Origin of the sequence: Paenibacillus sp. S-12 (genome assembly GCF_030363895.1) — a bacterium.
GTDB classification, from domain to species: Bacteria; Bacillota; Bacilli; order Paenibacillales; family Paenibacillaceae; genus Paenibacillus_B; species Paenibacillus_B alvei.
Genome location: NZ_JASIUF010000022.1, coordinates 201,029 through 214,423 on the forward strand (window position 1 = coordinate 201,029; position 13,395 = coordinate 214,423).

15 protein-coding genes are annotated in these 13,395 nt (G+C 46.4%); 9 read left to right on the forward strand and 6 right to left on the reverse strand.

Annotated elements, in window-relative coordinates; genetic code table 11:
• Positions 1-31 precede the first annotated feature (31 nt).
• Complete coding sequence (locus tag NO352_RS20885; RefSeq protein WP_005545117.1) at positions 32-400, forward strand: MmcQ/YjbR family DNA-binding protein; 369 nt, start codon at positions 32-34, stop codon at positions 398-400.
• A gap of 110 nt (positions 401-510) precedes the next feature.
• Here the strand turns inward: NO352_RS20885 and NO352_RS20890 are convergent, their stop codons facing one another.
• Positions 511-1,458, reverse strand: a complete 948-nt coding sequence (locus NO352_RS20890; RefSeq protein WP_005545118.1) for a prenyltransferase — start codon at positions 1,456-1,458, stop codon at positions 511-513.
• Positions 1,459-2,138: 680 nt separating this feature from the next.
• On the opposite strand from NO352_RS20890, the gene qoxA reads away from it, so the two are divergent.
• From qoxA to NO352_RS20920, 6 genes are all read left to right on the forward strand, one after another.
• Positions 2,139-3,128: a cytochrome aa3 quinol oxidase subunit II gene (gene qoxA / locus NO352_RS20895; protein ID WP_262866496.1), complete on the forward strand. Its 990-nt coding sequence runs from the start codon at positions 2,139-2,141 to the stop codon at positions 3,126-3,128.
• Between the two features lie 29 nt (positions 3,129-3,157).
• A complete protein-coding gene (qoxB, locus tag NO352_RS20900; RefSeq protein ID WP_005545122.1) occupies positions 3,158-5,101 on the forward strand; it encodes a cytochrome aa3 quinol oxidase subunit I in 1,944 nt (647 codons plus the stop codon).
• Positions 5,098-5,694 (forward strand): cytochrome aa3 quinol oxidase subunit III, encoded by a 597-nt coding sequence (qoxC, locus tag NO352_RS20905; protein ID WP_005545123.1) that lies wholly within the window; start codon positions 5,098-5,100, stop codon positions 5,692-5,694. The genes qoxB and qoxC overlap by 4 nt, the downstream gene beginning before the upstream one ends.
• Before the next feature lies 1 nt (position 5,695).
• Positions 5,696-5,983 carry a cytochrome aa3 quinol oxidase subunit IV gene (gene qoxD / locus NO352_RS20910; RefSeq protein WP_005545125.1) on the forward strand — a complete coding sequence of 96 codons (288 nt, stop codon included), beginning with the start codon at positions 5,696-5,698 and terminating at the stop codon, positions 5,981-5,983.
• Positions 5,984-6,150: 167 nt separating this feature from the next.
• Entirely contained in the window at positions 6,151-7,281 is a 1,131-nt protein-coding gene (locus tag NO352_RS20915; protein WP_268599030.1) for a copper amine oxidase N-terminal domain-containing protein, read from the forward strand.
• A gap of 144 nt (positions 7,282-7,425) precedes the next feature.
• Positions 7,426-8,562, forward strand: coding sequence for a copper amine oxidase N-terminal domain-containing protein (locus NO352_RS20920; RefSeq protein WP_268599029.1), 1,137 nt, complete (start codon positions 7,426-7,428; stop codon positions 8,560-8,562).
• A gap of 88 nt (positions 8,563-8,650) precedes the next feature.
• On the opposite strand, the gene NO352_RS20925 is transcribed toward NO352_RS20920, so the two are convergent.
• The gene (locus NO352_RS20925) at positions 8,651-9,154 is read right to left on the reverse strand and encodes a manganese catalase family protein (RefSeq protein ID WP_289356686.1); all 504 of its coding nucleotides are present in this window, start codon (positions 9,152-9,154) and stop codon (positions 8,651-8,653) included.
• Positions 9,155-9,284: 130 nt separating this feature from the next.
• Between NO352_RS20925 and NO352_RS20930 the strand changes: the two genes are divergently transcribed.
• The gene (locus tag NO352_RS20930) at positions 9,285-9,548 is read left to right on the forward strand and encodes a hypothetical protein (RefSeq protein ID WP_268620324.1); all 264 of its coding nucleotides are present in this window, start codon (positions 9,285-9,287) and stop codon (positions 9,546-9,548) included.
• Between the two features lie 109 nt (positions 9,549-9,657).
• Here the strand turns inward: NO352_RS20930 and NO352_RS20935 are convergent, their stop codons facing one another.
• A complete protein-coding gene (locus tag NO352_RS20935) occupies positions 9,658-9,972 on the reverse strand; it encodes a DMT family transporter (protein WP_268620323.1) in 315 nt (104 codons plus the stop codon).
• Between the two features lies 1 nt (position 9,973).
• Positions 9,974-10,360: a DMT family transporter gene (locus NO352_RS20940; protein WP_262866497.1), complete on the reverse strand. Its 387-nt coding sequence runs from the start codon at positions 10,358-10,360 to the stop codon at positions 9,974-9,976.
• A gap of 246 nt (positions 10,361-10,606) precedes the next feature.
• Between NO352_RS20940 and NO352_RS20945 the strand changes: the two genes are divergently transcribed.
• On the forward strand, positions 10,607-11,932 hold the full coding sequence (locus NO352_RS20945; protein ID WP_289356687.1) for a PepSY-associated TM helix domain-containing protein: 1,326 nt from the start codon (positions 10,607-10,609) through the stop codon (positions 11,930-11,932).
• 171 nt (positions 11,933-12,103) lie between these two features.
• Here the strand turns inward: NO352_RS20945 and NO352_RS20950 are convergent, their stop codons facing one another.
• Both NO352_RS20950 and NO352_RS20955 read right to left on the reverse strand, forming a co-directional pair.
• A complete protein-coding gene (locus tag NO352_RS20950; RefSeq protein ID WP_005545145.1) occupies positions 12,104-12,532 on the reverse strand; it encodes a threonine/serine exporter family protein in 429 nt (142 codons plus the stop codon).
• Between the two features lie 69 nt (positions 12,533-12,601).
• A complete protein-coding gene (locus NO352_RS20955) occupies positions 12,602-13,360 on the reverse strand; it encodes a threonine/serine exporter family protein (RefSeq protein ID WP_262866498.1) in 759 nt (252 codons plus the stop codon).
• Between the last annotated feature and the right edge of the window lie 35 nt (positions 13,361-13,395).

A 13,395-nucleotide genomic window follows, 5' to 3' on the forward strand; every position in this document is an offset into this window, starting at 1 on the left:
TATCTTCATCTATGAAAAGGAATGTTTCGACATGCAGGATTGGATTGACTATTGTTTTGACAAACAAGGCGCTCGTCTAACCTACCCGTTCGGTGACGAAGTTCCCGTATTTCGCGTAGGCGGCAAAATGTTTGCTTTGTTCCGTGAAACGGACGGTTCTCCAAGTGTTACGTTGAAGTGTGACCCCTTCCGTGCCGAGTCCCTGCGCGAGCAATTCGCCGAGATTACACCGGGTTATCACATGAACAAACGGCATTGGAACACGGTGGCGCTCAATGGCAGCTTGAGTGAGCAGGATATTAAGATGCTCATTGACCATTCTTATGATCTCGTTTATAAGTCATTGACGAGGGAAGAGAAAGCAATCATTACCGCGAATCAATTAATGGGGCGAGTGTAGGTGAGCAATCACCTTTACGGTTCGGAGGACGTCAATGTCCTACATGGATGACGTCTTTTTGCGGACAATAAGACAAGGGATGTGCCAAGCGGCACATCCCTTGTCTTATTTCAGGCAAATAAAATAGCCAGCCCGAACACAAGTATGCGAGTCACATTCATCAGAACGAAGTTCTTCACTGCCAATACGAAGGTGCGTTCCTTCGTCTGCTCCTGTATGAACCCCTTCATATTTTTACTCACGGGAACGAATGTCGCTGCAATTAGTAGCAGCAGCACTGGATGCACCCCAATGATATAGAGGACAATGACATCCAGGTACGCCGCCGCATACAGCCATTGAAACAACACTAGCGCACTTGGCTTCCCAATATATACAGGCAAGGTATACCGCTTATTCACCAAGTCATCCTCAATGTCACAGATGTTGTTCGCCAGCATAATATTGGCGATACCTAGAATTGCTGGAATAGATATCACAAATACAAGCAGGACCTCCATGATATTAATGTCGAGATGCGCCATCCGAAGATCCAGTGTCAATGAGACAAGCTGCTCTTTATCCACATGAATGTATGCAGAAATAAAAATGATCACGAACCCCATAAATAATCCCGAGAACAGCTCACCTAGCGGCATGCGCGATATTGCAATCGGTCCAAGCGAATACAGAAACCCGACAAGGAAAGATAAGCCCCCTAACCCGAGAATCAGAATATCAGTCTGCAGCACCAACGCGATTCCAGAACTGATGGCCGCCACAAGCAGCGATGCAATCGCCCATACTACTGTTGATTCCTTCAGCCCATAGGAAACAATCGCATTATGAATCTCGTAGCCATATCCGTGCGTTTTAATTGCCTTTTTGTAATCAATATAGTTGTTGATGGCCGTCGTCGCCATGTCAAAGGACAATAGGGAGACGAACATAAGTAGGAAATGAACCGGCCGGAATTCATGGAATCGAAACAACGCGTACAATGTCCCAATAAAGAACGGAATCATGCTTGCGACCTTCGTTTGAATTTCGACCAGCTTCAGAAATTGTCCGACTTTCACGTTATGACATCCTTTACATGTCCCAATGGGTTGGTCTATGTACCGACAGAGTTCCCGATACTTCGTAAAATATATCAAAATCCTGCTTATTCGGGTAGTAGGGGAAATTGTAATTCCGCCAAATCCGGCGCAATTAAGAGGAAATGCAAGCAAGAAGGTCAATATTCAACTTAAAACTAGAATTATTTCCTAACAATCGATATGATTGGTTATTCTCCGCCTTCGAAATGCGGTTTATACAAAATGGAGTGAGCGTGCGCTAGAGCGAGAAATCGGGACCTGATTGTTACTGCAAGGCAAAATGCAGCGCTTGTTCAATTATGTACGATCGATCGCTTCCACTGTACACAAACCCTTAAAAATTGAGGAATAATGTGGGTTTTCGGGCTGTAATCGGCCTCTCAATTGTGACAGTATTGGTACACTTGATGGTCTTAGGGGCAATTATGAACAAATTTCAAAAACGGCGATTTTGGCGGAATTCAATGATATTTATCACTTTTTCGGATTTTGGGCACATTTCAGGCAGGAAAACTAAACCCTAATTTGGATATCAATGTAAACAAAGGAGCACTATGTCATTTGTAATTCTGAGAGCTTCCTAATAAGATATAGCATGATTACAATATCCCGATTTCCTTCCATATATAAAGCCAACCAACAGAGAAAGGGGTACCTTGATGAAAAAGAAAGGGTTGTTATTCACCTTATTCGCAGCTCTTCTTGTCCTCTTGACCGGTTGTGATTCATTAGATGTTATGAATCCGAAAGGTCCGATGGCCAAGACGCAATCCGACGTCATTATTTTCTCCATGATTGTCATGGCGGGAATCTTGTTCGTCGTGTATGCACTTTATATTTTCATGTTAACGAAGTATCGCGCTTCCAAAGCAGCACCTGATTATGAGCCTCCTCACGAGGAAGGAAGCAAGTGGCTGGAGATTACATGGACGTTAATCCCGGTTATCATCGTAACTGTGCTGTCTGTCGTGACGATTCGCTCTACTGTAGCAGTTGAATCGCCGCCAGAAGGATATGACAATCAGAAGCCGCTCGTTATCTATGCCGCATCTTCCAACTTTAAATGGCATTTCAGCTATCCAGAAGAGGGCATTGAAACCGTAAACTATTTGAATATTCCGACGAATCGCCCAATCGAGTTCCGTCTCTATTCTTACGGACCGATTACAAGCTTCTGGGTACCGCAGCTTGGCGGTCAGAAGTACGCGATGAGCGACATGGTGACGACGCTTCACCTTGCAGCTGATCATGAGGGTTCATTCGATGGTAAAAACTCTAACTTCAGCGGTAAAGGCTTCGCGCACATGCAGTTCGAAGTGCTTGCCATGTCACCTGCCAAATACACAGAGTGGGTAAAAGAAGTGAAAGGTTCTGCTTCTGAATTGACGGAAGAGGAATTCAACTCCTTGCTGAAAACTGAATTTGTGGGACGGAAAACATATTCCTCCACACACCTGACATTTAGACCAGCACCAGAGGGTGAACACGGCGGCCACCACCATGGCGGATCGTCAAATGGCGACTCTCATAAGGAATCGGATAAAGAAATGGATCATTCGAAGATGGATCACTCCAATATGGATCACTCGAACATGAACCATTCCAACAATGAACACCAAGAGATGGAACATGCTCAACATGGCAACTAGAACGAACAAGAAAGGAGTAATTTGAGACTATGAAATGGGACGAATTTTTCGTTACCGGCGAACCGATGATTTATGGCGCTATGGCCAGCATCGTGCTCGTGACGATAGCCATCATCTTCTGCTTGACCTATTTCAAAAAGTGGGGCTATCTGTGGCGGGAATGGCTGACAACCGTTGACCATAAGAAAATCGGGATCATGTACATCTTGAGTGCCTTGATCATGCTGTTCCGCGGCGGTATGGATGCTCTGATGATGCGTACGCAGCTGGCTGCGCCTGATATGAAGTTCCTGGATGCCCAGCACTATAATGAAGTATTTACAACGCACGGCGTTATTATGATTCTCTTTATGGCAATGCCATTTATTATCGGCTTGATGAACGTAGTCGTTCCGCTCCAAATCGGGGCACGCGACGTTGCATTCCCTCGCCTGAACGCAGTCAGCTTCTGGCTGTTCTTCTGGGGAGCAATGCTGTTCAACATCTCGTTCGTTATCGGGGGCTCCCCGGACGCAGGCTGGACTTCTTACTTCCCGCTTGCAGGTCCTGAGCTCGCACCGAAGATCGGGAACAACTTCTATGCGATCGCTTTGCAGATTGCAGGTCTTGGTACTTTGATGACAGGTGTCAACTTCATCGTTACGATCTTGAGAATGCGCGCACCAGGCATGACTTTGATGAAAATGCCAATGTTCACGTGGTCGGTTCTGATCACGAACGTTATCATTTTGTTCGCATTCCCTGTACTGACTGTAGCGCTTGCGCTTATGACATTCGACCGCATGTTCGGCTCTCAGTTCTTCTCGATGGCCAACGGCGGTATGGATATGCTCTGGGCCAACCTGTTCTGGGTATGGGGACATCCTGAGGTATATATCGTTATCTTGCCGGCCTTCGGTATATATAGTGAAATTATCTCAACGTTCTCTCGCAAGAACTTGTACGGTTACAAATCGATGGTTGTCAGTATGGTTGCCATCTCGCTCTTGTCCTTCCTCGTGTGGGCGCATCACTTCTACACGATGGGTCATGGCGCAATGGTTAACGGATTCTTCTCCGTTAGTACGATGGCAATCTCGATTCCAACCGGGGTTAAGATATTTAACTGGCTGTTCACCCTCCATAAGGGTAAGATCCAGTTCACAACACCGATGCTGTACTCCTTAGCCTTCATTCCAATCTTCACGATTGGTGGCGTAACGGGCGTTATGCTGGCGATGGCAAGTGCTGACTATCAGTATCACAATACGATGTTCTTGGTTGCTCACTTCCACTACGTGTTGATTCCAGGTACCGTATTTGCGGTTATCGCAGGTATGTACTATTGGTTCCCTAAATTGTTCGGCTTCCGCCTGAACGAGCGTCTTGGTAAGATCAGCTTTTGGTTCATCGCTATCTTCTTCAACGTGACATTCCTTCCATTGTTCTTCTTGGGACTGAAAGGTATGACACGCCGTATGTACACGTACTCCGCAGAGACAGGCTTCGGCCCGCTCAACTTGCTTGCAACAATCGGCTCTGTCGGTTTGGCTATCGGTTTCGCGATTCTCGTGTACAACATTTACTGGAGCTTCCGCTACCAGCCAAGAGATACAACGAGCGATCCGTGGGATGCACGCTCGCTTGAATGGGCAACGCACAGTCCGGTGCCTGAATACAACTTTGCTATCGTTCCAAACGTGAAGAGCCTTGATGCCTTCTGGTTCTGGAAAAAGAACAAGCAACCATTGTTCGAAGGTGAGCTTGAAGAGATTCATATGCCGAACAATAACGGCCAGCCGTTCATTCTCGGTGTTATCTTCTTCTTCTGGGGATTCTTTATGGTATTTATGTGGTGGACACCTGCCATTATTACAAGCTTCCTCATTCTGATTATGCTTGCAGTGCGTTCCTTTGAACGGGATCATGGCCGCCATATCTCGGTGAAGGAAATCAGCAAGACGGAACAACAATTGCGGGGTGATAGAGCATGAAGATCGATAACACGCTGCCGCTAGAATATCAGACAGAGGAGAACCGCAACCGAATCTTCGGCTTCTGGTTGTTCCTCGGCGCGGAGATTGTACTCTTCGCGACCTTGTTCGCCGTTTACTTTACGTTGTGGACTCGCACGGGCAACGGCCCGTCTGCCAAGGAAATCTTTGAGATTAAGCCTGTATTGCTGGAGACATTCCTGCTCTTAACGAGTAGCTTCACTTGCGGACTTGCGATACACAGTATGCGCCTGAAACTGAAGAAGCCAGCCATGGTCTTCTTCGGAATCACGTTGCTGCTCGGCCTAGGCTTCCTGGGTGTTGAGATTTTCGAATTCGTCACTTACGTGCATGAAGGTGCAACGTTGCAAACTTCTGCCTTCCTGTCCAGCTTGTTCGTCTTGCTTGGAACACACGGTGCGCACGTAACAATGGGTCTCCTGTGGGGATCCGGATTGATGATGCAAATCAAGCGTGAAGGATTTACACATGATACAGCGAACAAGTCGTTCATCTTCTCGCTGTACTGGCACTTCCTTGACGTGGTATGGATCTTTATCTTCAGCTTCGTATACTTGAAAGGAATGATGTGATATGAAACAACTATTCCCGATACGTCATGTAATGGGTTATGTCTTCTCTCTCGTCCTTTCTGTTGTTGCGTTAGCCGTCATTGTATGGGATATGTCATTCACAACAGGACTTACAATCTTGATCATCTGCGCAGCTATCCAGGCTGCCGTGCAATTGTTCCTGTTCATGCATATCGATGAAGATAAGACAACGAAAACAGCCAACTATACGAATATTCTGTACGCGTTATTCGTAGCTCTCGTGACATTGTTCGGTACACTGTTCACGATGATCTGGGGCTACTTGTAAGAAGAACGAAGAGGCTATCCTTGAAGTCGCAAGACTTGGGATAGCCTCTTTTTTATTAAGCAACTCATTTCACCGATTTGATGTCGGTTTGGTCTTTTCCTATAAACTTCCCCTTTCCAGATTCGTCCTGTAATATAGGATATACATACATATTTGGAGGGAGATTTTTGAAGATTCTAAAGTGGTTGAACTATGTTTTAGCCGCAGCCGTATTGTTGACAGCCGCCGTCTTCCTCTTCCGTCCCACAATTGGCCCAGATCCAGATACCGATATCACCATCCGGATTAACTATGCAAAGGCAGAATTCAACGGTAAACCGATGCTTCAATCGGGACGGATATACGTGCCTATGTATTCACTTGGAGAACGTCTGTCCTTTTTTACCTGGATAGATAGCTCCAATGATACGATTCGGGTACTTGTTCCCGGTCAAGAGGCCATTATGAAGGTAGGGGAAATGCAAGTCTACACCTACGGAAAAACTGTAGAGCTCGAAGGATCCCCGATTTTGCATAACGGCGCGCTGTATGTTCCGCTTCAGCTATTCTCTTCCGTCTTACATGTACCGATGTCTTGGGAAAGCAGGACGGACACCGTGGATATTACGTATAACACGCCTTTTATATTCGCAAAAGAGAAAGGTGCCGCATTTTGGTTCCGCAAAAATACGGGTGAGCTGTATATGAGTACAGGGAATAAGCCCTTCCTACTCGAACATATAAACATGAAAACCTCAGATACCAGCAGATTAACTGCGTCCAGACTCAGTAATGACAGTTATATGCTGCAAATCGAAGATGACTCTGTTGCAGGCTATGTTATCTATAAAGCGATCATTCAACATCATAAAGTGGCGATTTCGTCCTTAGCCCAGTACAAGAGAAGCCGAAATAATCTTAGAAGTATTGATAGAGTCGGAGACTTATGGGTTATGATCGATGACAGCACCTTGAAGCTCGTTGCGTCGGACGGGACAGTCGAGGCTTCCTATCAGGCACAGGAGATATTCGGCGAAAAGGATACGTTTACTGTAGTAGGAGCCTTCGACAATTACTTGCTTATAACGTCTAGACAAAACATTTTGTATCTCTTCAATAGGAAGACGAAAGAATTAATAGCTCTATATAACCAGCTTCTGACTGACAAAGAAAAAGCATCGATCGACTCAGCAATAGCCAATGGGTTATACCATCTCGGCGACGGTCTTTACTTTGATAGGAAAGAGGGAGATGCGCTCTATTTTACTCGTCGAATCCCCGGCGTGAATCCGACCACCTATACGTACCGTTTGCAATGATATCAATTACTAGTTGTACAAATCAGAGAGGATATTGAGGTCATACGACATCGATGTCCTCTCTTTACTTGGAGTCTCCTGAAACCATTTCCGTGCTAGTAGCATCTAAGGATTAAGCATACTCATAATTGGGAGGAGAAATACATGAAAAACACGAAGTCATTTAAGTTTTTCCTTGCTTTCACGCTTATGCTGTCGGCTACCGGCACTATACTTCAGCCCCAGGCAAACGCTAGCTCAAGCCCCCGCATTTCAATCACCATTAATAATATCGATGCGACGTTAAGTCATGATCCTATGAAACGTTCAGGAAGAGTTTACGTTCCCTTACGAGATCTTGGAACGCTTCTCTCTCTGCACACAAGCTGGAATCCTAACACCAAATCGATCCAAGTGCTTGGCGTGGGACAAGAGATTTTACTGCGGTCAAATGATTCCAAGGCGATGGTGAACGGGAAGAGCATCAAGATCGACGCTCCACCTATCGTCAAGCAAGGCGTTACCTATGTGCCGCTTCAACTGTTTGCGTCCGTGCTAAAGGTGCCGCTGACTTGGAACGCCAAGACGAACACGGTTAGTGCCAATTACACTTCGCCATACCTATATACGAGTGTACAGGGCACTCCATTCTGGTTCCATAAGAAAGACGGCACACTGTACATGAGTACGGGCAGCAAGCCTTTAACAGTCGGGAAGACAAGTATGGACATTAAAGAAATCAGTACGTTTACCGCGGCCAAACTAGATGCCAAAAGTTATCTCCTGCAAATTCACGACAATTATGGCGAGCCTCACATCAACGATGTTGTATTTAGAGCCATCGTCCATAAAGAGAAACTAGCATTATCCTCCAAGGTTAGTTACTGGGGGCATCATAACCACGAAAGTATCGAGAAAGCTGGCGATCTTATCGTCATGATTGATGGAAAAACCCTGAAGCTCGCCGATGCAAAGGGAACCGTAAAGGCTTCCTATCAGGCCAAGGATCTATTTGGCGAAGAAGATAATTTCACCGTTGAAGGAGCTTTTGACGGGTATCTCCTTGTTCGACCATACCAAAAGGGTACATTACAGTTGTTAAATACGAAAACGAAAGAATCCGTGCTTCTTTACAAAGAACTTTTGAGCGAACAAGATAAAGAGATAATCGACACGATGATCAAAGACGGGGCCACCGGAGATTCAGACTACGCTGGGGATAGATTATCTTTCGTGAAAAAAGAGGGCAAAACACTCTATTTCAATAGAAATGAAAACTCCCACACTTATCAGTTGAAGTAATGCGGCAAAGAGCCTTCGGGACTGCCCACATCCGGGTCGACCTGAAGGCTCTGCTATGCTGTCGCTGAATCTCGGTCATCAATTGACTTCAGTCGCACTGGGAAACCCCTGCTTTCAATATTTCAACTGCCTCACGAAAACGAAGAGAATGTACGATTTCCCGCTCCCGAAGGAAATTTAACGCATCCTTAAGATCCTCATCGTCCGTTAAATCGATAAGGGATTGATACATAGCGCGCCCCCTCTCTTCCAATGCAATATCCTCATTTAAGTTGGCAATTGGATCGCCGACTGCCTGAATATAGGACGCTGTCCACGGTACTCCCTGCGCATTTTGATAAAAAAGATCCCGCCCGTGTTCAGCGTAGTAACCGCCCAGTCCCGCCTCCACGAGCTGCTCAACGGTCGCATCTTTAGTTAACTTATATATCATCGTCGCTATCATCTCCAAATGTGCCAGCTCTTCTGTACCGATATCATTCAAAATGGCAATTACTTGCGGAGGCATTGTATATCGTTGATTCAAATAACAGAGCGCCTGTGACAGCGGCCCGTTCGGCCCCCCATAGGCTTCAAACAGAAATTTGGCCATTCTCACATCGCACTTACGTAAACATGCTTCCTGACCATGATATTTCACAGGCGCAATCTGTTCTACTGATATGGGAAGGTTCTCAAGAAGCGCTTCGTTCACAGCTCCTGGAGGAGAACAGGGGATTAGCATGGCGGTCGTCAATGCGCTCTCATCCACGCTTTCCGTGGAGATTCGCCGTGAAGGAAGAGTATTCCGCCAAGATTATAAGCAGGGTATTCCGCAGGGAGGATTACGGACAATCGGTATTACTCAAGATACAGGTACGAGCATCACATTCCTGCCGGACAATAAGCTTTTCCGCTTGGCAATCGAAACCGACATACTAGCTGCACAAGTTACCATAATTAACGAAGCTCATCCCGAATTAAACATTCGAATTCATCGTGAATAGCTGCACGCTTTAGGCACGAGGCTGGCCAAGAATCCAATCACACATCTTATGTTGTCGCGGTCTATAAAGGGATCTTGGCCCCCTGTCAGGCTGCTTGTCAGCGATCTGGTTAATCGATCAGCTTCAAGCCGACCACGCAGCCAATGATACCCAATATACATAACAGGCGAAATGGGCGCTTCGACTCCTGGTATATCAACATCCCCACCAATGCAGAGCCAACCGTCCCGACACCTGTCCATACGGCATAAGCGGTGGACAACGGTATTGTCTGCATTGCACCAATAAGCAATTTAAAGCTAAGGAAGAAGGCGGCAATCATCATAATGTTATTCGGCCAATTGTTCTTCTCAGCAACCCGTTTAATTCCGATGACACCAATGACTTCAAGCAGTCCAGCCGCGATTAATGTTATCCACGCCATCTCAATGCCCCTCCTTCCCGCTCGTCAGCTTCAATCCGATAATAAAGAGCAGCAGCAGCAGAATGATTCCGATTTTGATCGGATTAAACTCATGAGACATAACCGCTTCTACCACGACCGTTCCGACTGTCCCAATACCTGCAAATACAGCATACGTTGTCCCGATCGGTATGACCTTAGCAGCACGGATAATGAGATCGAAACTGAGCAACAGCGCTACAAGAACGACAAGCGGTGGAATTTGCTCGTATTTGAAGCCGCTGGCCCACACGATCTCTAAGGATCCTCCTAACACGATGTACAGCCAAGCACGATTGACAGATATTCGCTTGCTTTTTTTAGCAGCAGCTTCCGACCCTGGAGGCTGCATTGGAGGTCTCTCATTCATTTCCACCTTCTCCCCTCTTAGTTATGGTATTTCACACCTTTGTACCTAATCATTGTAATGTCAGTTCCTAATTTTTACTATCCTATTTATAGTTCTCTACTACGATTATCTTGAATTTTAGTAACTAAATTTTCAATAAATGCAGTGAAATATAGCCCGATCGAGTCTTGTCCGTTTTTTTGCATCCACATACAATGACTTAGTATCGCAACCTAGCCCCTGTTTTTAGAGGAGGAACATCATAGTATGAAAGCAAACAATAGACTCAGCCATATGTTTTGGCGGTGGCATTTCTATGCGGGGTTGTTCATTGCCCCCTTGCTAATTACGTTATCGCTTAGCGGAATTGGATACCTGTTCAAGTCGGAAATTGAGGATGTCGCATACAAATCACTCTACTTTGGACAGAGCAGCAACACCCACACGTTAACAACGAGTCAAGCGATTACGGCTGCAGAGCAAGCGTACCCAGGAGAACGCGTGACGAAAATCAGTTATTTCGATGATGAATCGCGCAACACAAGATTCTCCATGCGTGATGAAGCAGGTCGAGAAAGATATGTATTTGTAGATCGCAACAAGCAGATCGTCGGGAGCATGCTTGCCGATGACAGCTTCGGAAATATAATGCGAAATTTGCATAGTTCATTGCTCGTAGGTGGAACCGTCGTCAACTATACGGTGGAGCTTGCGGCATGTTGGGCAGTATTTCTGATCATCTCTGGCCTCTATATGAGTTGGAAAAAGAGGGCGTCGGCAGCTGGAACGAAGCGTGAGAAGGTGAAATCGAGGCATACCGTCATCGGTATCATATTCACCATACCGTTGCTAATTCTTATCGTTACAGGGCTGCCTTGGTCTGGTTTCATGGGCAACCAGATCTATCAACTGGCAGCAAGCAACGAATCACTCGGGTATCCGCAGCTGTATGTGAGCCCGCCGCAATCCGAAGCGAAGGAGCTGCCATGGGCTACTAGAAAGGAGAAGTCTCCGCAATCTTCATCCGGCTACCTGCCACTCTCTGCAGACGATATCGAGCATATGCTCCATCATTACGGTGTGACCAAGCCTTTCGTCTTGAGCCTGCCAGCAGATGAAAAAGACGTCTACACGGCATCTAAATCCGCAGGATCAGGCATTACCGGAATGGATGTCATCAAGCCTAGCGAGGAAATAACAGCTTACTTCGATCAATATAGCGGCACACAGATTCATAAGATTGACTACCGCGATTACGGGCTTCTCGCCCAGTGGTTCACCTACGGAATTCCTTTGCATGAAGGGCATCTATTCGGTTGGCCGAACCAGATTCTATGCCTGCTGACGGTGGTTGCACTGCTTGCCATTGTATACTGGGGAGTTAAAATGTGGTGGATGCGCAGACCTCGCGGAAGACTTGCAGCACCACCAAGACAACCGCACACGAAATCGATGATCGGCTTCTATGCCATTTTAGTCATTCTCGGACTGCTCATGCCGCTGCTCGGTATGTCGCTGATTGTCATTGCAGTCGTTGAACTGATACGTTTCCTAGTGTTCCGAGGGAAATCAGCGAAGTCCGTAACTGGTTAATTATAAGGGTATTGAAATAGAAAAGGGGACAGGCCTCGGCCCTCCCCTTTTTTTTGCTATCCCTTTATGGACAGCAAATCTAATTACGATATTTTATAAATCTCCTTAGCTGCCTCTTGTACTACACAATTCAGAAAGAAAATTTAAGGGAGTGCGCAGATCATCATCGCCTTATCCCTTCACACGCTTCCGCATCACCTGATGCAGCACTTCCGAGAAGATCAAGCCAATTGCAATTGCGCCGGAAATCATCGATGCCTTGAATGCAAGCTGAATCGCCTGATCATACTGATCTTCTACAATATTTCGCATTGCGTCGTATGCCATTCCGCCAGGTACGAGGGGAATAACCCCTGCGACATTGAATACAATTATCGGAGTGCGATACAGCTTGGCAAATAGATGACTCATCATGGCAATAACGAATGAAGCAGCCAAGCTCGCTGGAATTGGACCGATCTGATTATCTATGCAAATCATATATACGAACCAGCCTGCCATGCCGACAAACCCACATTGAAGCATCAGCTTCGGCGGACTGTTGAACAATATTCCGAATGCAGCGGATGCTATGAAGCTTACAATGAGCTGCTCGATCATAACAAAATGCCTCCCTCATGCTCTACATCCAAAGTGGTCAACGAATTCGGAATCTGCTGCATTACCGTCCTAGGCGAAGGACAATACACAAGCAACCCCTGCTCCAATCGCGAAGGCAGTTAAAAATGCTTCCGCCCCCTTCGATATGCCGGATACTAAGTGACCCGCCATCAAATCCCGCACAGCATTGGTAATAAGCAGCCCCGGAACAAGCGGCATCACCGACCCGATAATGACCTTATCCAGATCACGACCCAGACCGTACCGAACACAGAAATAGGACACGGTTCCGACTACAATGGAAGCGAGGAATTCAGAAAAAAACTTAATGCGCGATAAACGATGGAAATACAGGAAGAGTGAAAATCCTAGTCCTCCTGCCAACAGCGAAGGTACGAATTCCGGCCATCCGCCACGAAACATAATCGTAAAACAGCCGCTCGAGAGCATCGCTGCTGCAATCTGCAGCCATACCGGATAAGCCAAATTAGACACTTCGATTTTTTTCAGCAAGCGATAGGCCTCTGCATAAGACAAGGTTCCGCTGCTTATTTTGCGCGAAATGTCATTCACGAGCGTTACCTTCTTCAAATCCGTCGATCGCTCGGATATTCGGTACAACCGGGTAATTGGCGCTGACCCGTCGATCGCAAAAATAATGCCTGTCGGCGTCACGAAGCTGTGGCAATTCTCGAACCCATACGAAGCGGCGATACGGATCATCGTATCCTCTACCCGATTCGTTTCCCCTCCGCTTTGCAGCATGATTTTTCCTGCCAATAGGCATAGCTGCGTAATTTCATAGCTTTCATTCGACTGTTCGCTCATCCGATGTCTCTCCTGTGAATGGCATGAATTTCCCA

What these genes read in the sequence shown, in the direction of transcription:
- NO352_RS20955 (WP_262866498.1), bottom strand. Translation starts at nt 13,360, where the DNA reads ATGAGCGAACAGTCGAATGAAAGCTATGAAATTACGCAGCTATGCCTA.
- NO352_RS20885 (WP_005545117.1), top strand. Translation starts at nt 32, where the DNA reads ATGCAGGATTGGATTGACTATTGTTTTGACAAACAAGGCGCTCGTCTA.
- NO352_RS20950 (WP_005545145.1), bottom strand. Translation starts at nt 12,532, where the DNA reads ATGATCGAGCAGCTCATTGTAAGCTTCATAGCATCCGCTGCATTCGGA.
- NO352_RS20920 (WP_268599029.1), top strand. Translation starts at nt 7,426, where the DNA reads ATGAAAAACACGAAGTCATTTAAGTTTTTCCTTGCTTTCACGCTTATG.
- NO352_RS20935 (WP_268620323.1), bottom strand. Translation starts at nt 9,972, where the DNA reads ATGGCGTGGATAACATTAATCGCGGCTGGACTGCTTGAAGTCATTGGT.
- NO352_RS20945 (WP_289356687.1), top strand. Translation starts at nt 10,607, where the DNA reads ATGAAAGCAAACAATAGACTCAGCCATATGTTTTGGCGGTGGCATTTC.
- qoxA (WP_262866496.1), top strand. Translation starts at nt 2,139, where the DNA reads ATGAAAAAGAAAGGGTTGTTATTCACCTTATTCGCAGCTCTTCTTGTC.
- qoxB (WP_005545122.1), top strand. Translation starts at nt 3,158, where the DNA reads ATGAAATGGGACGAATTTTTCGTTACCGGCGAACCGATGATTTATGGC.
- NO352_RS20925 (WP_289356686.1), bottom strand. Translation starts at nt 9,154, where the DNA reads ATGGCCAAATTTCTGTTTGAAGCCTATGGGGGGCCGAACGGGCCGCTG.
- NO352_RS20940 (WP_262866497.1), bottom strand. Translation starts at nt 10,360, where the DNA reads ATGAATGAGAGACCTCCAATGCAGCCTCCAGGGTCGGAAGCTGCTGCT.
- qoxD (WP_005545125.1), top strand. Translation starts at nt 5,696, where the DNA reads ATGAAACAACTATTCCCGATACGTCATGTAATGGGTTATGTCTTCTCT.
- qoxC (WP_005545123.1), top strand. Translation starts at nt 5,098, where the DNA reads ATGAAGATCGATAACACGCTGCCGCTAGAATATCAGACAGAGGAGAAC.
- NO352_RS20930 (WP_268620324.1), top strand. Translation starts at nt 9,285, where the DNA reads ATGGCGGTCGTCAATGCGCTCTCATCCACGCTTTCCGTGGAGATTCGC.